Source organism: Phyllobacterium sp. (genome assembly GCF_037994405.1).
Classification (GTDB): Bacteria; Pseudomonadota; Alphaproteobacteria; order Rhizobiales; family Rhizobiaceae; genus Phyllobacterium.
On the sequence record NZ_JBBNAN010000084.1, the window covers coordinates 1 to 20,595 of the forward strand.

A 20,595-nucleotide genomic window follows, 5' to 3' on the forward strand; every position below is an offset into this window, starting at 1 on the left:
GCGACGAGAGGAAGGGCATACGCCTTTCTGAGAGCCAGCGGCTGAGCTGGCCGCGTCTGATCCGCAGCGAAAATGTCGGTCCCGCCACGTTTTGCGACCTGATCGCGCATTGCGGCTCCGCTGCCGATGCATTGGAAATGCTGCCCGAGCTGGTGCGGCGCGGCGGTGCCAAAAGGCCAATCCGTATCGCCGGCCTTGCTGACGCCGAACGCGAGATGCATGGCGCCAAGCGCATGGGCGCTGTTTTTGTTGGGATTGGTGAACCGGATTATCCATCTGCGGCAGTGCGACAATCCTCCACCATTGTCACGATTAAAGGCAACCCCGAGGTCTTCCGGCTTCCGCCAATAGCCATCGCTGGTGCTCGCAATGCCTCAATGGCGGGAATCAAATTCGCGCGGACGATTGCGAGGGAGCTTGGCGAAGCAGGCTATGCCATCCTTTCCGGCTTGCACGCGAAATAGATACTGCTGCACATGAAGCGAGCCTCGACTATGGGACGGTGGCAGTGATGGTCCGGGGGCCGGGACCTACCCTACCCTCCAGAAAACATTGATCTCTATAAAGCAATAAGCGATCAGTGAAATGCCGTTTGGTTGGGAGCCTCGCGCCAGGGATTTCCCACCTTGCAGCCGGATCATTGCTACATTGTCGGTTGGATTGGTCGTAGTTGAAGCTGCAGAGCGCTCGGGCTCCCTGATCAGCGCACGACTTGCAGGAGAATTTGGCCGGTTGGTCGTTGCCGTTCCCGGGTCTCCCCTTGACCCAAGAGCAAAAGGTACCAACGGGCTGCTCAAGAATCGAGCCATCGTGACGACATTTACCCAAGATGTCTTGACCGCCCTGACGCGGCTTGTGGAGCGGCCTTTCTTTGACGATCGAGCTTTTCTAGTGAATTCCCGACGATCAATCCTCCCGATGAAACCGATCGGGACCGTCTTATCAACTTGCTCGGCCACGTTCCTGAGATCGACGATCTTATCGGCACCAGCGAATTGCGTCCCTCAGTGGTAATGCTGATTCTGCTTGAACTTGATCTTGCCGGCCGTTTGCAGCGTCACTCAGGCGGATACGTTTCGCTGGTTTACCCTTGAACCTGCGCCAAGGTCCTTGCGCAACTGATGGCTGCCTTCAATATATGCAATCTCAATAAGATTGGCCAACATCTCTATCCGATTTGTTTTGGCCACTGCGCGTAATTCAGCCAGCATCTGTTGAAATAACCTTGCACTTTCAATCCGATTGATTGGACTCTCGCTCATAATTTCATCATCAAATATAAAATTATATAGAAAATGGGCCCTATACTTTGGCCAGAAATTACTCAATTTATGCCTACTTAAGCTGCTGTTTTTATACTCTATATGCGTAAACGAGAAACGACTCGCCATAATTCCACTATAGCCTTGAACCCTGCAGAAAAATACCATTAATTGCATAAGTCCGATGAGCAACCTAAGGTTGCAATTAACGATTTTTGGCCTGCAGGCCTTGACGTTATGCCGAAGCCTGTTCATTTCACAGGCCTATTCCGATGTGAAATTAGTGCTTTTGTAATCTGACAAGGGCAGGAAAGCTCAAATCTGTAATGAACGTTGTCGTCGTTGAATCGCCTGCCAAGGCCAAAACAATCAACAAGTATCTCGGTTCAGGGTATACGGTCCTGGCCTCGTTCGGCCATGTGCGCGACCTGCCGGCCAAGGATGGTTCGGTGCGTCCCGATGATGACTTCTCCATGTCGTGGGAAGTCGACTCGGCTTCATCGAAGCGCCTCAGCGATATCGTCAAGGCCCTGAAAGACAGCGATGGACTCATTCTCGCAACCGATCCGGATCGCGAGGGTGAGGCAATCTCTTGGCATGTGCTGGAAGTCCTGCAGCAGAAAAAGGCCATCGGCAAGAAACCGGTCAAACGGGTAGTCTTCAACGCGATCACCAAGGGCGCTGTACTTGATGCCATGGCAAGCCCACGCGACATCGATATGCCGCTTGTGGATGCCTATCTGGCGCGACGTGCTTTGGACTATCTGTTCGGCTTCACCCTCTCGCCTGTTCTCTGGCGCAAACTGCCAGGCGCTCGTTCCGCAGGCCGTGTCCAATCGGTCGCACTGCGCCTTGTCGCCGATCGGGAAGCGGAAATCGAACGTTTCGTCCGCGAAGAGTACTGGAATATCGCTGCGCTGCTGAAGACTCCGCGTAATGACGGTTTTGAAGCCCGCCTGGTTTCAGTCGATGGCAAGAAGCTTGGCAAGCTCGACATCAAGAATGCCGAACAGGCCGGCGATCTTCGTACCATGCTGGAAGGCGCGTCCTTCAAGGCATCGTCGGTCGAAGCGAAGCCTATCAAGCGCAGTCCTGGGCCACCCTTTACCACGTCCAGTTTGCAGCAGGCTGCCTCGGGCCAACTTGGCTTTTCTGCCTCGCGAACCATGCAGATTGCGCAAAAGCTGTACGAGGGGTTGGACCTTGGCACCGAAACCGCTGGTCTGATCACCTATATGCGTACCGATGGCGTGCAGATGGCACCGGAAGCCGTTCAGGCAGCCCGCCAAACCATCGGTAAGGTGTTCGGTGAAAAATATGTGCCGGAGAAGCCGCGCTATTACGCGACGAAGGCAAAGAACGCGCAGGAAGCGCACGAGGCGATCCGTCCAACGGATTTCAATCGGCATCCCAAGGACATGCGCAAGTATCTTGATGCTGATCAGGCCAAGCTCTACGAGCTGATCTGGAAGCGTGCGATCGCCAGCCAGATGCAGTCTGCCGATATAGAGCGAACGACCGTCGACATCGATGCGCAGAACGGCCCGCGCTTCGCCCAGCTGCGTGCCACCGGCTCCGTTGTGCGGTTTGACGGGTTTCTCGGCGCCTATACGGATCACCGCGAAGAAGAGGATGTCGATGAAGACAGCGCCCGTCTTCCCGAGATCCGCGCCGGCGAGGCTCTCGCCCGCGAAAAGATCAACGCCACACAGCATTCAACCGAACCGCCGCCGCGTTATTCGGAAGCGACGCTTATCAAGAAGATGGAAGAGCTTGGCATCGGCCGGCCATCCACCTATGCCGCGACGCTCGCCACCTTGCGCGACCGCGAATACGTCACCATCGACAAACGCAAGCTTATTCCCGAAGCCAAGGGCCGGCTGGTCATCGCGTTCCTCGAAAGTTTCTTCAAGCGCTATGTCGAATATGATTTCACCGCGGATCTTGAAGAAAAGCTCGACGAGATTTCTGACGGAAAGCTCAAGTGGAAGGATGTCCTGCGCGATTTCTGGACGGATTTCTTCGGGTCTGTCGATGGGATCAAGGAGTTGCGCGTCACCAACGTGCTTGATGCCCTGAACGATCAGCTTGGGCCACTCGTCTTCCCGCCGCGGGAAGATGGCAGTGATCCGCGCATCTGTCAGGTATGCGGTACCGGCAATCTTTCACTGAAGCTCGGCAAGTACGGCGCTTTCGTGGGTTGCTCGAACTATCCCGAGTGCAAGTTCACCCGCCAGCTCGGCGGAAGTGAAGCGGCCAATGAAAACGGCAATGGCGGTGATGAACCGAAATTGCTCGGTAAGGACCCATACACCGACGAAGACATTACCGCGCGTAATGGCCGTTTCGGTCCTTATATTCAGCGTGGTGAAGGCAAGGAAGCCAAGCGCGCCAGCCTGCCAAAGGGCTGGAGGATCGATACAACCGATCATGAGAAAGCCTTGGCGCTACTTTCCCTGCCCCGTGACGTCGGCCAGCATCCCGAGACGGCCAAGATGATCTCTGCCGGGATCGGGCGCTATGGTCCGTACATCTCACATGACGGCACCTATGCCAATCTGGAAAGCGCCGAAGACGTGTTTTCGATTGGCCTCAACCGCGCCGTTACAGTTCTTGCCGAGAAGCAGGCAAAGGGACCGGGACGCGGACGGGGTACACCGGCGGCTCTCAAGGAGCTCGGCGAACATCCGGACGGCGGCGTGATCACCGTGCGCGATGGCAAGTATGGTCCCTACGTCAATTGGGGCAAGGTCAATGCCACACTGCCTAAAGGCAAGGATCCTGCAGTGGTGACGGTCGAGGAAGCTCTTGCTATGATCGCCGAAAAGGCAGGGTCCAAGGGCACCAAGAAGGCGCCTGCAAAAAGAGCAGCGGCGGCCAAAAAGCCTGCCGCGAAGAAACCGGCCGCGAAAAAAGCTGCAGCCAAAAAAGCAAGTTAGGACATAAACGATTGGCACGCCGTATCTCTCCACCCAGCGGAAAAAAGCGGCCTGCCAATTCTGCAGCTCCGAATCGTGACGCCTTTATGCCGGGACGCGACGAGATTGTTCAGTTCATCAAGGAGAATCCGGATCGCGCCGGCAAGCGTGACATTGCCAAAGCTTTCAATCTGAAGGGCGAAGCACGGATCGCGTTGAAGGATATTCTGCGCGATCTCGCCGACGACGGTCTCGTCGAAAAGCGCGCCAAACGGCATTCGATCCCGGGTAGCCTTCCAAACGTTGCGGTGCTGGACATCACCGGGCGCGAAGGTGACGGCGGCCTGATTGCCAAGCCGGCGGAATGGGACGCCAACCATCAGGAACGCCCGCCCGTGGTTTTCATCCGTGCCTCGCGCAACCAGAAAGGTCCGACACCCGGCGTCGGTGACCGCGTGCTCGCCCGCATTTTTCACGGCGCCGATCCTTCCAGCCCGGCCTATACGGCGCGCGTCATCAAGCGGATCGAACACAGGAAGGACGCGGTTCTCGGTGTGTTGCGCCAACTAGACAATGGCGAATGGCGCCTCGAACCGGTCGAACGGCGTCAGGTGGAACTCTCCATCGATCCCAATCAGCTGAACAATGCCAAGGCCAATGATCTCGTTGAGGTGGAGGTCCTGAAGGTCAGCCGTTACGGGCTAGCGCTGGGTCGGATTACCCAGGTCATAGGATCTGTCGCGAGCGAAAAAGCGCTGTCGATGATCGCGATCCATGAACATGAGATTCCGCATGTCTTCCCCGACAGCGTGATCGCGGAAGCCGAAAAGGCCAAGCCGGCCACCATGGCGCACCGCGAGGATTGGCGCCACGTTCCGCTGGTGACAATCGATCCGGCCGACGCCAAGGACCACGACGACGCGGTCTATGCCGAGCCAGACCCGGATGAAAAGAATCTCGGCGGGTTCATCGCCACCGTCGCCATCGCTGACGTTGCAGCCTATGTGACACCTGGTTCGCAGCTCGACCGCGAAGCGTTGAAGCGTGGCAACTCGGTCTATTTCCCGGACCGTGTCGTGCCAATGCTCCCCGAGCGCATCTCCAACGACCTCTGCTCGCTGAAGGAACTCGTGGATCGCCCTGCCCTTGCCGTCCGGATGATCTTCAACGCAGAGGGCCGCAAGATCTCGCACAGCTTCCATCGCATCATGATGCGATCGCATGCGCGTCTAGCCTACCCGCAAGCACAGGCGGCAATCGATGGCGCGGTGGACGAAAAGACCGCGCCGATCCTCGATACGATCCTGAAGCCGCTCTGGGCTGCCTATGCGACGCTGAAGCGTGGCCGCGATGCACGTGAACCGCTTGAGCTCGATCTTCCCGAGAAGAAAATCTTGCTGACGCCGGAAGGTAAGGTCGACAAGGTGATCGTTCCGCCGCGGCTCGATGCGCACAAGCTCATCGAAGAATTCATGATCCAGGCCAATGTCGCGGCAGCGGAGACGCTGGAGCGCAAGAAGCAGCCGCTGATCTTCCGCATTCATGATGCGCCTTCCCTGGCAAAGCAGGAAACGCTGCGGGAATTCTTGCGGACGCTCGACATTTCCCTGGCACGCGGTGCGGAGCTCCGGCCCAACCAGTTCAATCACATCCTGAAGCGCGTAGAAGGCAGCGAGCAGCAGGAACTGGTCAATCAGGTCGTCCTCAGATCCCAATCGCAAGCCGAATACAATCCGGAGAATATTGGCCATTTTGGCCTCAATCTCCTTCGCTATGCCCATTTCACCTCACCGATCCGCCGCTATGCGGATCTGATCGTCCATCGCGCCCTTATCTCGGCTCTGGGGCTCGGACCCGATGGCATTACGCGAGAAGAAGAAGCGGCGCTGCCTGAGATCGCAGCTCTCATTTCGACGTCGGAACGCCGTGCCATGGCTGCGGAGCGCGACACGGTGGATCGCCTGATCGCCCACTATCTTGCGGACAAGGTCGGCAGCAGTTTCGAGGGACGCGTGCAGGGCGTTACCAAGGCCGGACTTTTCGTGTCGCTTGCGACATATGGTGCCGATGGGTTTATTCCCATTTCAACTTTGGGCGATGATTACTATCTTTACGATGAAACCAACCATGCCCTTTCCGGCGAACGGAGCGGAAAAGGCTTTCGGCTTGGCGATATCGTCGAGGTTCGTCTGGTCGAAGCATTGCCCGTTGCAGGCGCATTGCGGTTCGAAATGCTCTCCGAGCCTCACCCGGTTCCCAGTGGTGTGCGCTCGCATCACAAGGCAAAGCGTTTCATACGCGGAAACCAGAAACGTCCAACCAGCGTATCGCGCGGCGGGCGACGAGGCAGAGGATGACTGTACAAATCTTTGGCGCAGACACCGCCCCGGCAAGGCCGGTGCGTCCGGTCGGACAAGCCATGTGGCGAGGTTTTCGCTGCCGGTGCCCGCATTGCGGCGAAGGCAGACTGTTTCGTGCTTTTGTTAAATCGGTCGATCACTGTGCCGTGTGCGGCGAGGATTACACCCATCAACAGGCGGACGATTTTCCCGCCTATATAACCATCACAATTGTCGGCCATATTGTCCTTGGAGGATTTCTGGCGGTTGAGACGCTGTTTCTGCTTTCCAATTGGGTGCATCTGGCGATTTGGGTGCCATTGACGATCCTCATGTCGATAGCGCTGCTGCAGCCGGTGAAAGGTGCGATTATTGGATTGCAATGGGCAAATTACATGCATGGTTTCGGTGGCGAGACCGACGATCTGGAGCCATCGGACCAGTGATCTCATGGCAGTAAATGGACTGAGCAAAACATCGAGCAGGATCAGGCCGCGCGATGCAGCATCACTATTGCTGGTTGACCGTTCCGGCGGCGAACTGCGCATTCTCATGGGCAAGCGGCACATGCGCCATGTGTTCATGCCCGGGAAATTCGTCTTCCCCGGAGGACGGACGGAAGCGGCAGACGGACGCATTTGCGCCATCGCGGAGCTTTCCGAGGATGACCAGACGAAACTGCTAACGGGGATGGGCAGCCGTTCCAGCATTCAGCGCTGCCGCGCTCTTGCTCTCTCAGCAATCCGCGAAACCTACGAAGAGGCGGGGCTTCTTCTTGGACGCCGGCATCGCGAAAGCCCGTCAATTGCGCACCCGGATTGGGCCGCATTTGTCGAACGCAACATTCACCCGGACCTTTCGGTACTGCGTTATTTTGCCAGAGCCACGACGCCGCCAGGTGGTTTGCGCCGATTCGACACGCGGTTCTTCCTCGCCTTTCGCGATGCTGTGGCCGATTCTCTTCCAGAAGCGACCGGCCCGTCTCAAGAACTCGAAGAATTATGCTGGCTCCCCTTTCCGGAAGCAACGCGGCTCGACATTCCGGAAATCACCCGGATGATCATACGGGAGGCAGAAGCGGTCCTAGCCGCCAATCCGACACTCGAACCCGGCAATGCCGTCATTCAATACCGCATGAAATATGGACGATTCGTCCGAGAGGTTTTTTGATTTATGGATGCAATGCAGACGTCTGACCTGGCGATCGCTCGGTCTTCCTGGCGCGCGCTTGTCGCAGCCATCGCCACCATCAGTTCCGTTGGCGTTGCCATCGGCCTTGGCATTCCGCTTCTGAGCGTCATTCTGGAGAGCCGCGGCCATTCTGCGACCATGATTGGCCTCAACGCTGCTGTTGCAGGTATTGCTTCCATTGTCGCCGCTCCGTTTGCCGCCCCCATAGCTGCCCGATTCGGTGTGGTGCCGACACTCCTGGCCATGCTGCTCATCGGCGGCTTCTCCTTTGTCGGCTTTCACTACTTCACCGATTTCTGGATGTGGGTGGTGCTGCGCGTCTTTCTCCATTTCGCGCTGACAATGCTCTTTATCCTGTCGGAATACTGGATAAATGCAGCTGCTCCCCCGGAAAAACGCGGGCTGGTCCTCGGCATTTACGCGACGGTTCTCTCCCTGGGCTTTGCGCTGGGACCCTGGCTGTTTTCGCGTATCGGCAGTGTCGGCATCACGCCGTTTGCCGTCGGCTTCGGCATCATCCTCTTCGCCATGCTCCCGGTGCTCTTTGCGTGGAACGAGAGCCCGGATTTTCATGAAGAAGAACACGTACCTTTCGCACCGTTCATTTGGGCCGTCCCGACTGCAACAGCTGCGGTCTTTGTCTTCGGTGCCGTGGAGACCGGCGGTTTTGCGCTCTTTCCCGTCTTCGGCTCACGTATCGGCTATAGCGAGGCCAACGCAGCGTTGCTGCTCACCACGATAGGCCTGGGCAACGTACTCTTGCAAATCCCGATCGGGCTTCTCAGCGATCATGTCAATGATCGCCGCAAGATACTGCTGGCATGCGCTATTATCGGCTTTGCCGGCATGTGCGTTCTGCCTTTCATTTCCGCCAACTGGTATCTTGTTGCCGCATTGCTCTTTGTCTGGGGCGGTGTGGTTGCCGGCCTTTATACGGTGGGCCTTGCGCATCTTGGCTCACAACTTACCGGGCGGGAATTAGCCTCAGCCAATGCCGCTTTCGTCTTCTGTTACGCTATCGGCATGCTCGTTGGCCCGCAGGCCGTCGGCGTCGGCATGGATCTCATGGGACCAAAGGGCTTTTCCGTCGCACTTGCAGTGTTTTTTGCTGTTTACGCACTTCTGGTTGGGTCCCGGCTGATCAGCCGCAGGGGGTAGCACTGCAACCACAGCGCGCTTGGATTCATTGGGGACAATGCTTTATTGATACTTGGAGTGAGAGGTGAGCTTTCGCCCACCCCTCTCTTTCCTTTATTTCTGAAAATAAACCCGGATTGCCATAGACCATGTGTCTCCCACTCATTGCCTGATTTGTTGCGGTCGGCAACAAACGCTGGGTTGAAGCAATTTTTCGATGGGGCTGTGTGAGTTGTCTTGGCGAACACGCTCTGGTCGAATATATTCATGAGATCATCGAGCTAGGCTTGACTTTTCGCCCCATTCGGTTAAGTGTCCGGCCGAATTTCCGCTTATAGCCACGCTGCTGGACTTGAATAGCGGTCCTCAATAATCAGAACAGGTAAACTGAAAATGGCTAAGGCTGCGAATATCAAGATCAAGCTTCTGTCGACCGCTGACACCGGTTTCTTCTACGTTACGAGCAAGAACAGCCGTACCAAGACGGAGAAGATGTCTTTCCGCAAGTACGACCCGGTCGCACGCAAGCACGTTGAATTCAAGGAAACCAAGATCAAGTAATCTTGGCACTCCAGAAATAAAAATGCCGCCTCGGGGCGGCATTTTTGTTTGTGCGATCAAACGCATTCATGCGGCTGCCGACACAACCCTGTTACGACCGGAGGCTTTGGCATCGTAGAGAGCTTCGTCGGCACGCTTGAGAAGGTTCTGGACGTTATCTTCCTTGGGCAAAACGCTGGCGATACCAATGCTGATCGTTACAGGCACGCTTGTCCCGCTTTGATTTATGACAAACGGAGTGGACGCCACTTCGCGCCTGATCCGCTCGGCGACGATAGCTGCAAGCGTCGCGTCGGTGTCCGGCATGACGATGAAAAACTCCTCACCGCCATAGCGGCTGGCAAGATCACTGCCGCGTACGTTGCGACGCAGCCGCCGGGCGAACTCGCGCAGCACCTCATCGCCGCCATCATGACCATGGGTGTCGTTGATCAGCTTGAATCGATCAATATCCGTCATCAGAATCGACAAGGGGCGCCGACGCTCGACAGCTCGCTTGAACAGCGTGACAAGATGTGTTTCGAGATAAAGACGGTTGTGCAGGCCAGTCAGGCTGTCTGTGACAGCCATTTCGTACGTCTTGACGACGCTGGCGCGCAGGCCATCGTGATAGGCCTTGCGCCGCAATTGCGTGCGTAACCTTGCCAGCAATTCATTCGGATTGAGCGGGCGTACCACATAGTCATTGACGCCAAGTTCGAGGGCACGCCTGATCAGCGTTTCTTCGCCCGGATCAGCAACGAGGATGATCGGAAGCGACCGAGTATTGTCCAGTGATCGCAGCTGCGCACAAATGCGTAACGGATCGAAATCGGAAAAGCTGGACGAAATGATCAGGCAATCATGATTGCCCTGAATTGCATCAAAGAATCCTGTTTGCGGATCGATCTGAACATCGACAATTCCCTCGTCCGCAAGGCTGCGCTGGATACGCTCGATGCTTTCTGGCCGTTCGTCTATCAGCAGTATGCGGGCGTTCTTTGTAAGGCCCTCGCCGCCTGCCGGGAATCGCAAGATCGACTCCAGCCCGACATCGCGGGTTGTGGCAACGCGCAACCGCAACTCGTCAGTCACGTTTTTCAACCGGACCAAGCTCTTTACGCGTGCAAGAAGTTGCAAGTCGTTCACCGGCTTGGTCAGGAAATCGTCTGCCCCGAAATTCAGGCCGGTGATCCGGTCCGAGTCCTGATCCAATGCCGTCACTAGGATGACCGGGATATGAGCCGTCGAGGGCCTGGATTTCAGTCTGCGGCAGACTTCAAAGCCGTCCAGGCCGGGCATCATCACATCCAGGAGAATCACATCGACATTGCTGTTCTCGCAGATATCGAGCGCTGCATATCCATCCGCGGCGGTCACGACTTCGTAGTATTCCGCGCTTAGCCGCGCTTCCAGCAGCTTCACATTGGCGGGAACATCGTCAACGACAAGTATGCGGGCCGTCATTTTTCACTCCGGTAATACTGACGGTCAAGCGTCGCCAAGATAGGATTTTATGGTTTCGATGAATTTCGGCACCGAGATGGGTTTGGAGATGTAGGCTTCGCAACCACCCTGACGGATGCGTTCCTCGTCACCCTTCATCGCAAAGGCCGTGACCGCGATGATCGGGATAACGTGAAGATCATCGTCCGCCTTCAGCCACTTGGTAACCTCCAATCCTGATACTTCAGGCAACTGGATGTCCATGAGTATGAGGTCTGGCCGATGTTCGCGAGCAAGATCAAGCGCTTCCAGCCCGTTGCGGGTCCGGATCGTTTCATAGCCGCTGGCTTCAATAAGATCGCGGAAGAGCTTCATGTTAAGCTCGTTGTCCTCGACGATCATCACTTTCTTTACCATTGGCAATATCCTGTTGATCATGCTTGAAAGGCGCATGCCACCTGTCAGAATCTATGGGACAAGGGTCAGGCAGCAGCCCCAACTGTATGGATGTATTTGATAGCCTGTGATGATTGATGAAAAGGAAACTCTTCAGCTCAATCCGGAAATGCCGCTGATCATGTTTAACCAAGGATTTATTGAACATCTTCTTTTGATCATATTCAACCGGCTACAGCTCTTTTGGCGGCGAAAAGGCGTATGGAGTGATCAAATTGAATTGTTGTTGCGCGGGCGCAGCAATCCCCACACATAGCGAACGGATGGCAAGGTGAAGAAACAGATCAATCTCGAGGATGCCCAGACGCTTGCAATCAATTCTCTGGTGTTTCTGGCTGAAGACAGTGAATTGCTTTCCCGTTTTCTTGCCTTGACCGGTATCAGTGCAGACCAGATTCGTAGCGCAGCCAATGAACCGGGCTTCCTGGCGGGGGTTCTCCAGTTCTATCTCGCGCACGAGCCGACTTTGATGCGCTATTGCGAGGCGACAGCGACAGACCCCGCTGTTTTTCAAGAAGCACTGCGGCTGCTACCAGGCGGCCGGCAGGAAATCATTTGAACGGTTGATAGTTCAGGAGCGCTTGTTGCAAGGACCGGACCCCTTCGCTAAGGTCAACATGTTCCTTTTATGTTCCGAGCATCATGGCGCCCGTCAACGATCCGAGATTTGGTTTTTGCCGTGACTGTCTGGCGGCCCAGACGTCTGGAAGCCGGCGTTGTCATGTGTGCGGAAGTCCGCGGCTGTTGCGCCATCCGGAACTCTATCGCCTCAGCATCGCTCATGTGGATTGCGACGCCTTCTATGCATCGGTCGAGAAGCGCGACAATCCGGAGCTGCGCAACAAGCCGGTCATTATTGGCGGCGGAAAACGCGGTGTTGTTTCAACAGCTTGCTATGTCGCGCGCATCCATGGTGTGAGGTCGGCAATGCCGATGTTCAAGGCGCTGGAGGCCTGCCCGCACGCTGTCGTCATCAAACCCGACATGGAGAAATATGTCCGGGTCGGCCGCGAAATCCGGCAGATGATGCGCGATCTGACCCCGCTGGTTGAACCCCTATCCATCGATGAAGCCTTTCTCGATCTGTCCGGGACGGAACGTCTGCATCACGATCCGCCCGCCAGGGTAATGGCGCAATTTTCCAATCGCGTTGAAATGGAAATGGGACTCTCGGTTTCGGTCGGGATTTCCTACTGCAAGTTCCTGGCAAAGATAGCATCCGATTTCGACAAACCCCGCGGCTTTTCCATTATCGGCGAAGGCGAAGCCCTCGCCTTTCTGGCCGACAAGCCCGTGACGATGATCTGGGGTGTCGGCAAGGCCTTTGCCGCAACTCTGGAGCGAGATGGGATCCGCACCATCGGACAACTGCAGACGATGGAACAGCGCCCGCTGATGGCAGCCTATGGCACAATGGGCCAGCGGCTTTATCGCCTCTCGCGCGGGCTCGATACGCGCCGCGTCGAACCCGAAAGCGAGAGCAAAAGCGTTTCGGCGGAAACGACGTTCAATGAAGATATCGCTTCAATGGACGAGCTGGTACCGATCTTGCGGTCCTTGTCCGAAAAGGTTTCCCGGCGCCTCAAGGCGGCCGACATTGCCGGACGGACGGTCGTGCTCAAACTGAAGTCGTGCGATTTCAAACTCAGAACAAGAAATCGCCAGCTGGCCGATCCCACCCAACTCGCCGACCGCATTTTCCGCACCGGGTATTCGCTGCTCCAAAAGGAGATCGATGGAACGCGGTTTCGCCTGCTTGGGATCGGCGTCAGTGACCTCAGCGATGATGGCAGGGCCGACCCGCTCGACCTCGTCGATATTCAAGCCACTAAGCGCGCGGTTGCGGAAACTGCAATTGACAAGCTTCGCGGGAAATTCGGGAATGACGCAGTTGAGACCGGCTATACTTTCGGCAAGATCAAATCTCGAACAAAGAACATGTCGGATGAGACAGATTCAAACGAGAATGGCTGATTTTCATATGACATTCTCCAATTCCTGCACAAGAATCGGCGATTCTCATACAAGAACCTCTACCTGGCGTTGCAAATTAGATGTGTCCGGTTGAAGGCTTCATCCCATCTCAACTTCGACGATGCCGGGAATGGCTTTCATGGCGCTCGCTACCTGCGGCCCGACGCGGTAACGGTTCGGCAATTCGATTTCGACCTCCGTCGCGCCATTCTCCTTGATCAGGATCAGGCTGACAACCTGGCCATCATTCTGCGGCGCCAGATACGGTGTAATGGCGCTTAGGGGCTCGCTGGAGCGCATATAGAGGCGCAGCGCCTTTTGCATGCGCGTCGCCTCATCTTCAAGCGATTGCGCGGTCTGGATGCGCAGGCTGATCCCCTCCGGCCGGTCTTCGGCGCCAACTGTCACCACGACCGACCTGCCCGGCTCCAGCAGATCGCGATACTGCGAAAGGGCCTCCGAGAAGAGCACCGCTTCAAATTGTCCTGAAGAATCAGAGAATTGGATGATTCCCATCTTGTTGCCGGTCTTGGTCTTGCGCTCCTGCTTGGCCGTGATGGTTCCTGCCAGGCGTCCGGCATTGGCACCACGCTTTACTGCCGCCGAAAATTCTGCCCAGGTCTGCACCCGCATCTTTTCCAGGATTGGCCGATATTCATCGAGCGGATGCGCCGAAAGGTAAAATCCAGCCGCTTCGAATTCCCGTCGCAACTTTTCCGCCGAGAGCCACGGCGCTGCCGCGGGGAGTTGAATCGTCTGGACCCCGCCCCCTGCCATGCCACCGAAGATATCGGCCTGACCGCTGACACTGTCTTCCTGTGTGCGCTGCGCGTGGCCGACGATGCGGTCGAGCCCGGCAATCAGCGCCGGCCGTTCGCGTCCGAAACAATCGAAGGCGCCCGCGTTGATCAGACTTTCGAAGACACGCCGGTTGACCACCCGCGGGTCGATTCGCTCGCAGAAATCCTCGAGGCTGGCGTAGGGTGTCGCGCCACGCTTCTCGACAATGTGATCGACCGCCGCTTCGCCAACGCCCTTGATAGCTGCCAGCGAATAGAAGATACGGTTCTCTCCGACCTCGAACAGGCGGTAGGATGTATTGACCGACGGTGTGACGACTTCGATGCCGAGCCGCACTGCTTCGCGGCGGAAGTCGTTGAGCTTGTCGGTGTTCGACATGTCGTATGTCATTGATGCAGCGAGGAATTCGACCGGATAGTGCGCCTTCATATAGGCGGTCTGGAACGACACGATCGCATAGGCCGCAGCATGCGATTTGTTGAAACCGTAGTCAGCAAACTTCGCGAGCAGGTCAAAAATGAAGTTCGCTTGCGGCTTGGTCACACCACGTTCAACGGCGCCGTCGACAAATCGTACCCGCTGCATATCCATCTCGGCGCGGATCTTCTTGCCCATAGCGCGGCGCAAAAGATCTGCTTCGCCAAGCGTATAGCCGGACATTTCCTGCGCAATCTGCATCACCTGTTCCTGATAGATGATGACGCCCTGGGTCTCCTTGACGAGATGGTCGATTTTCGGATGGATCGACGCCATCTCCTCATCGCCATTCTTGCGCGCATTGTAGGTCGGAATGTTCTCCATCGGACCGGGTCGATAGAGCGCGACGAGTGCAATGATATCCTCGATGCGATCCGGCCGCATACCGATCAGTGCCTTGCGCATGCCGGTACTTTCCACCTGGAACACGCCGACGGTCTCGCCACGCGACAGCATCTCGTAGGTGGGCTTGTCGTCAAACGGCAGATTGGAAAGGTCCACCGTACTGCCGCGCCGCTTGACGAGATTGACGGCGGTCTGAAGCACGGTCAAGGTTTTCAGGCCGAGGAAGTCGAATTTGACCAGCCCTGCCTCTTCCACCATCTTCATGTTGAATTGCGTGACCGGCATATCCGAACGCGGATCGCGGTACATCGGCACCAGCTCCGACAAAGGCCGGTCGCCAATGACAATACCCGCAGCATGGGTCGAGGCGTGGCGATAAAGCCCTTCGAGCTTCAGCGATATATCGAGCAGCCGTTCGACCACGGGCTCCTTGTCGCGCTCTTCCCGCAGGCGCGGTTCATCCTCGATCGCCTTGGAAAGCGTTACCGGATTTGCCGGGTTAGCGGGTACCATTTTGGTCAGTCGATCGACCTGGCCATAGGGCATTTCCAGCACTCGTCCGACATCGCGCAACACGGCGCGGGCCTGCAACGTACCGAATGTGATGATCTGCGCCACCTGATCGCGGCCATATTTGCCCTGGACATAACGGATGACCTCGTCGCGCCGATCCTGACAGAAGTCGATATCAAAGTCAGGCATCGACACGCGGTCCGGATTAAGGAAGCGCTCGAACAGCAGCGAGAAGCGGAGAGGATCGACGTCGGTAATCGTCAACGCATAGGCGACGAGCGAACCCGCACCGGAGCCGCGCCCGGGTCCAACAGGAATATCATGGGCTTTCGCCCATTTGATAAAGTCGGAAACGATGAGGAAATAACCTGGATATTTCATCCGGGTGATAATGGATATCTCGTATTCTAGGCGTTCGGCATATTCCTCGCGTGTGTGGCCGCCAGCGAGCCCCAGTGTCTCGATGCGTTGCGCGAGGCCCTCGCGCGCCTGCCGGGCCAGCTCATCCGCTTCGGCCTGAAGCGCTGCATCCGGATCGTCACTCTCACCGGTAAAGCGTGGCAGGATCGGTGCGCGATTCTTAGGGTAATAGGAGCAGCGCAACGCGATCTCCACGGTATTCTCCACCGCCTCAGGCAGATCAGAGAACAGTTGCACCATCTCGTCTTCGCTCTTGAGATAATGGTCTGGCGTTAGCCGGCGCCGGTCATCGATCGACAGGAGCGAGCCTGCGGCAATCGCCAGCAGGGCGTCATGCGCTTCGTAATCGGCACTTTTGGAGAAGAATACATCGTTGGACGCAACCAACGGCAGTTCGAGCTCATAGGCAAGTTCAACCTGTGCAGCTTCAAGCGCGCGGTCATAGCCGCGATGGCGCTGCAGTTCGATGTAAAGCCGGTCGCTGAACAATGATCTAAGAAAGCTGAGCCGCTGGCGCGCACGATCGACTCGATCATCCTTGATCGCCTTGGCGATGGCCCCGTCCGGGCCGCCGGACAGGGCGATGATGCCTTCAGTCCGGCCCGGCAACCAGGCGGAAGCGATGTGAACGGGATCGCCGGCAGGTGTTTCGAGATAAGCACGGCTGACAAGCCGCACCAGGTTGGCATAGCCCTCTTCGGTTGCAGCAAGGAAAACGAGCGGCGCGAGACCAAGTGCTTCGCGGCGGTTGGCGCTGCGGCTCTCCTCGACCTGATCATGGAAGGCGATATCGAGCTGGCAACCGATGATGGGTTGCAGCCCTGCCTTTGATCCCTTCTGCGCGAACTCCAGCGCACCAAAGAGATTATTTGTGTCGGTAATGGCCATCGCAGGAGCCTTGTTCGACACAGCAAGATCAATGACCTTGGGGACCTGCAAGGCGCCTTCAAGCAGTGAATAGGCGGAGTGAACCCTCAGGTGAACGAAGCGCAATGCTTGTTTGGTAGCATTGATCTCGCCGCCTTTAACCTGCCCGTCTGCCAATTGTTCCATCTCCGAAGTCTTGAACGGAGAAACCGATTCACCGCGGTGCCATAGTCCGACATGCGCGATGACGTGTCCACCTGAATTGAAAGTTCAGCGTGCTTCAACAGTGGACAGAACGCGGGACCGCCTGATCTCGGAAAGGCGATTCGTGCGATCCCGCTCTTTTCAGATTGCGCTGACCCACATTGCAAAGGTCGCAATGAACAGGCTGACTGTAACGAATGACATGACGTCCTGGAAAAGTTCGCTCATCGGTAAAACCCTTCATAGTTGTCGCTATGTCTCTGTTTTGTTCTTTTTTTGTTCCAAAGTCAAGCACACCAAGGCGCCCATTGGCGCTATGGTTTTCGAAACATTAACGGAAGGTAAAATGGAATGGGTGTGGTGGATCAGAGATTGGTGATCTTGCCGTCCTTGAGCGTTACACGCCGGTCCATGCGGCGAGCAAGTTCGAAATTATGTGTCGCGATCATCGCTGACAGGCCCGACTGGCGCACCAGCGCTTCCAGAGCCTCGAACACATAAGATGATGTCACGGGGTCGAGGTTGCCTGTCGGTTCATCTGCCAGAAGAACCAATGGGGCGTTTGCCACGGCACGGGCAATCGCCACGCGCTGCTGTTCACCGCCGGAGAGTTCGCTTGGCCGGTGCGAGGCTCGGGCGCCGACTTTCATGTAATCGAGCAATTGCTGGGCTCGTTCCGAAGCTACGCCGCGTTTCATGCCGCGAATCATTTGCGGCATCATTACATTCTCGAGGGCTGAGAATTCCGGCAGGAGATGATGGAACTGATAGACGAAGCCGATATCATTACGGCGGATCGCGGTGCGGTCCTCGTCGGAAAGCGATCCGCAAGACCGGCCATCTAGGATCACATCGCCGCTGTCCGGCCGCTCCAGCAGTCCGGCAGTGTGCAGCAAGGTCGACTTGCCGGCGCCGGAAGGTGCGACAAGCGCCACCATCTCACCCCTGCCGAGCGAAAAATTGGCGCTATCGAGAATGACCAGCTCGCGGCCAATCTCATTGTACCGACGGCCGACGCTCGTCAGCTGAAGAATGGGCCCTGCTGACATTTTATTCATACCTCAAGGCTTCAACGGGATCGAGCGTGGCCGCGCGCCATGCGGGAAAGAGCGTTGCGAGAAATGACAAAACGAGCGCCATGAGAATAACCGAAAAGGTCTCATTGAAATCCATCTTGGCGGGCAATGTGCTCAAGAAATAGAGCTCCGGATTGAACAGCGTCGTCCCCGAAATCCAGGAGAAAAACTCCCTGATTCGCTCGACATTGAGACAGACGACAACACCAAGAACCACACCGGCAATCGTCCCCGTGACACCAATTGCGGCCCCAGTCATGAGAAAGATGCGCAGAATCGAGTTTCGCGTAGCCCCCATGGTGCGAAGGATCGCAATGTCGTGCCCCTTGTCCTTCACCAGCATGATCAGACCGGAAATGATGTTAAGTGCCGCGACCAGCACGATCAGCGTCAGGATCATGAACATCACATTGCGCTCGACCTGCAGCGCCGAGAAGAATGTCTGGTTGCGCTGACGCCAGTCAGTCAGCATCAGTGCCCGCTGGGCCGCATCTTCGATCGGCTTCTTCAACGCATCGACGTTGTCCGGATTCTGGGCGAATATCTCTATCGACTGAACCTTGTCTTCCTGATTGAAATAGAGCTGCGACTCTCCAAGCGGCATTAGCACAATCGAGGCATCATATTCGGACATACCGATCTCGAAGATCGCTGTCACAGGATAGGATTTGACGCGTGGTGCCATACCGAGCGGCGTCACATCGCCTTCCGGGGAAATGAGGGTGAGTCTGTCGCCCAGACCCAGCCCCATATTTTCGGCCATTCGTGTGCCAATGGCGACGCCGCCAGCGGTATTGAAACCCTCGAACGTCCCCTGACGAACATTTTTCGCAACGAGCTGGAGTTTCGCAATGTCTTCTTCGCGCAGGCCGCGCACCAGAGCGCCGCTGCCGGCGCCGACATTGCCCTTGGCCAGTACCTGCCCTTCGACCACCGGAATTGCGAAGGAAACGCCCGGCACAGCGTCGATCCGCTTGATCACCGCATCATAATCGTCCAACGGCCGGTCCACGGGCTGCATGATGACATGGCCATTGATCCCGAGAATACGGGTCAGGAGCTCGCTGCGGAAGCCATTCATGACTGCCATGACGATGATCAGCGTCGCGACGCCCAGCATGATTCCGGTAAATGAAAACCCGGCGATGACCGAGATAAACGTCTCCTTGCGCCGGGCACGCAAATAGCGCCAGGCGATCATTCGTTCATAGGATGAGAACGGCTTGGAACCGGATGTCGCGGTAATGGCCTTTTCAGTCATAAAGGTCCTGCGAGTTTGTTGATTGCTGCTTCAATACTCAGGGTTTCACGTACACCGGTTGCGCGATCCTTGATCTCGACTTCGCCAGCGGCAACGCCGCGCGGGCCGACAATCACCTGCGTTGGCAGGCCAATCAGATCCATCGTCGCGAACTTTGCGCCGGGGCGATCATCCGTATCATCCAGCAACGGCTCAAGCCCTGCATTTGTCAGAGCTTCGTAGAGCTTCGCCGATACAGCATCGCACGCTTCGTCGCCTGGCTTCATATTGACGATACCGGCTCCGAATGGCGCGACGGCCTTCGGCCATATGATGCCGTTCTCGTCATGCGAAGCTTCGATGATCGCTGCGATGACGCGCGAAGGACCAATGCCATAGGAACCCATCGACACCAGGTGATCCTTGCCATCGGGACCGCTGACCTTTGCAGCCATCGGTTCGGAATATTTCGTGCCGAAATGAAAGATGTGCCCAACCTCGATTCCGCGCGCAGCGAGCTGGTCGGAGGCACCGACCTTACCCCATGCAGCCTCATCATGCATTTCGTCAGTCGCCGCATAAGGCGTTGTCCACCGTGTGACGATATCAGCGATCTTAGCATCGTCATCGAAATTCGTATCGGATCCGGGGACCGGCAGGTCGAGATAGGCGCGGTCGCAGAAGACCTGGCTTTCACCCGTCTCGGCAAGAATGATGAACTCGTGGCTGAGCTCGCCGCCAATCGGGCCCGTATCAGCGCGCATGGGAATCACCTTGATTCCCAGACGTGAGAAAGTGCGCAGATAGGCCACGAACATGCGGTTATAGGCCGCCTTGGCACCTTCAAAATCGAGATCAAACGAATAGGCGTCCTTCATGAGGAATTCACGCGAGCGCATAACACCGAAGCGCGGACGGCGCTCGTCGCGGAATTTCCACTGGATGTGATAAAGGTTAAGCGGCAGATCCTTATAGGACTTCACATAGGCCCGGAAAATCTCGGTGATCATTTCCTCGTTCGTCGGGCCGTAGAGCATTTCACGCTCGCCGCGATCCTTAATGCGCAGCATCTCGTCGCCATAGGCATCATATCGACCGCTTTCACGCCAAAGGTCAGCGGCCTGGATTGTAGGCATGAGCAGCTCGATCGCACCGGAACGATTCTGCTCCTCGCGAATAATGTTGCTGACCTTGTTGAGGATGCGGAGACCGGCCGGCAACCAGGCATAGATACCTGCCGATTCCTGACGGATCAAACCGGCACGCAACATAAGCCGATGAGAGACGATTTCCGCCTCCTTGGGATTCTCTTTAAGGATGGGCAAAAAATAACGGGAAAGCCGCATGGAAGATCACCAAATTGAACAAAGCCTGAGTGCTTTAAGAATC

At 56.6% G+C, this 20,595-nt stretch carries 16 protein-coding genes and 1 pseudogene; 10 read left to right on the forward strand and 7 right to left on the reverse strand.

From position 1 onward, the window contains the following. The first annotated feature begins 17 nt into the window (after positions 1 to 17). Positions 18 to 1,094: pseudogene (locus AAAC48_RS04905) on the forward strand (DNA-processing protein DprA). On the opposite strand, the gene AAAC48_RS04910 reads toward AAAC48_RS04905, so the two are convergent. Continuing rightward, positions 1,062 to 1,262 (reverse strand): hypothetical protein, encoded by a 201-nt coding sequence (locus AAAC48_RS04910; RefSeq protein ID WP_340653122.1) that lies wholly within the window; start codon positions 1,260 to 1,262, stop codon positions 1,062 to 1,064. The pseudogene AAAC48_RS04905 and the gene AAAC48_RS04910 overlap by 33 nt on opposite strands. 326 nt (positions 1,263 to 1,588) lie before the next feature. On the opposite strand from AAAC48_RS04910, the gene topA reads away from it, so the two are divergent. The 6 genes from topA to rpmG all read left to right on the forward strand — a co-directional run bounded on the left by topA (position 1,589) and on the right by rpmG (position 9,408). Further along, positions 1,589 to 4,201 (forward strand): type I DNA topoisomerase, encoded by a 2,613-nt coding sequence (topA, locus tag AAAC48_RS04915; protein WP_340653100.1) that lies wholly within the window; start codon positions 1,589 to 1,591, stop codon positions 4,199 to 4,201. A 23-nt stretch (positions 4,202 to 4,224) separates the two neighbouring features. After that, entirely contained in the window at positions 4,225 to 6,537 is a 2,313-nt protein-coding gene (rnr, locus tag AAAC48_RS04920; protein WP_340653120.1) for a ribonuclease R, read from the forward strand. Continuing rightward, a complete protein-coding gene (locus AAAC48_RS04925; RefSeq protein WP_340653101.1) occupies positions 6,534 to 6,965 on the forward strand; it encodes a DUF983 domain-containing protein in 432 nt (143 codons plus the stop codon). The genes rnr and AAAC48_RS04925 overlap by 4 nt, the downstream gene beginning before the upstream one ends. A 4-nt stretch (positions 6,966 to 6,969) precedes the next feature. Then, positions 6,970 to 7,689, forward strand: coding sequence for an NUDIX hydrolase (locus tag AAAC48_RS04930; protein ID WP_340653102.1), 720 nt, complete (start codon positions 6,970 to 6,972; stop codon positions 7,687 to 7,689). 12 nt (positions 7,690 to 7,701) lie between these two features. Next, a complete protein-coding gene (locus AAAC48_RS04935; RefSeq protein ID WP_340653103.1) occupies positions 7,702 to 8,868 on the forward strand; it encodes an MFS transporter in 1,167 nt (388 codons plus the stop codon). 372 nt (positions 8,869 to 9,240) lie between these two features. Continuing rightward, positions 9,241 to 9,408, forward strand: coding sequence for a 50S ribosomal protein L33 (gene rpmG / locus AAAC48_RS04940; protein ID WP_008122896.1), 168 nt, complete (start codon positions 9,241 to 9,243; stop codon positions 9,406 to 9,408). Between the two features lie 66 nt (positions 9,409 to 9,474). On the opposite strand, the gene AAAC48_RS04945 is transcribed toward rpmG, so the two are convergent. Both AAAC48_RS04945 and AAAC48_RS04950 read right to left on the reverse strand, forming a co-directional pair. Continuing rightward, entirely contained in the window at positions 9,475 to 10,854 is a 1,380-nt protein-coding gene (locus AAAC48_RS04945; RefSeq protein ID WP_340653104.1) for a PleD family two-component system response regulator, read from the reverse strand. A 24-nt stretch (positions 10,855 to 10,878) separates the two neighbouring features. Continuing rightward, positions 10,879 to 11,250 (reverse strand): response regulator, encoded by a 372-nt coding sequence (locus AAAC48_RS04950; RefSeq protein ID WP_008122893.1) that lies wholly within the window; start codon positions 11,248 to 11,250, stop codon positions 10,879 to 10,881. A 109-nt stretch (positions 11,251 to 11,359) separates the two neighbouring features. Between AAAC48_RS04950 and AAAC48_RS04955 the strand changes: the two genes are divergently transcribed. From AAAC48_RS04955 to AAAC48_RS04965, 3 genes are all read left to right on the forward strand, one after another. Beyond that, on the forward strand, positions 11,360 to 11,545 hold the full coding sequence (locus tag AAAC48_RS04955) for a hypothetical protein (protein ID WP_340653105.1): 186 nt from the start codon (positions 11,360 to 11,362) through the stop codon (positions 11,543 to 11,545). Positions 11,546 to 11,560: 15 nt separating this feature from the next. After that, the gene (locus AAAC48_RS04960) at positions 11,561 to 11,848 is read left to right on the forward strand and encodes a DUF3572 domain-containing protein (protein WP_340653106.1); all 288 of its coding nucleotides are present in this window, start codon (positions 11,561 to 11,563) and stop codon (positions 11,846 to 11,848) included. 83 nt (positions 11,849 to 11,931) lie between these two features. Next, a complete protein-coding gene (locus AAAC48_RS04965; protein WP_340653107.1) occupies positions 11,932 to 13,263 on the forward strand; it encodes a DNA polymerase IV in 1,332 nt (443 codons plus the stop codon). 99 nt (positions 13,264 to 13,362) lie between these two features. On the opposite strand, the gene dnaE is transcribed toward AAAC48_RS04965, so the two are convergent. The 4 genes from dnaE to proS all read right to left on the reverse strand — a co-directional run bounded on the left by dnaE (position 13,363) and on the right by proS (position 20,552). Further along, positions 13,363 to 16,872, reverse strand: a complete 3,510-nt coding sequence (gene dnaE / locus AAAC48_RS04970; RefSeq protein ID WP_340653108.1) for a DNA polymerase III subunit alpha — start codon at positions 16,870 to 16,872, stop codon at positions 13,363 to 13,365. Positions 16,873 to 17,255: 383 nt separating this feature from the next. Beyond that, positions 17,256 to 17,939: an ABC transporter ATP-binding protein gene (locus tag AAAC48_RS04975; RefSeq protein ID WP_340653109.1), complete on the reverse strand. Its 684-nt coding sequence runs from the start codon at positions 17,937 to 17,939 to the stop codon at positions 17,256 to 17,258. Position 17,940: 1 nt separating this feature from the next. Next, positions 17,941 to 19,227 (reverse strand): lipoprotein-releasing ABC transporter permease subunit, encoded by a 1,287-nt coding sequence (locus AAAC48_RS04980; RefSeq protein ID WP_340653110.1) that lies wholly within the window; start codon positions 19,225 to 19,227, stop codon positions 17,941 to 17,943. Continuing rightward, on the reverse strand, positions 19,224 to 20,552 hold the full coding sequence (gene proS, locus AAAC48_RS04985; RefSeq protein WP_340653111.1) for a proline--tRNA ligase: 1,329 nt from the start codon (positions 20,550 to 20,552) through the stop codon (positions 19,224 to 19,226). The genes AAAC48_RS04980 and proS overlap by 4 nt, the downstream gene beginning before the upstream one ends. Positions 20,553 to 20,595 lie beyond the last annotated feature (43 nt).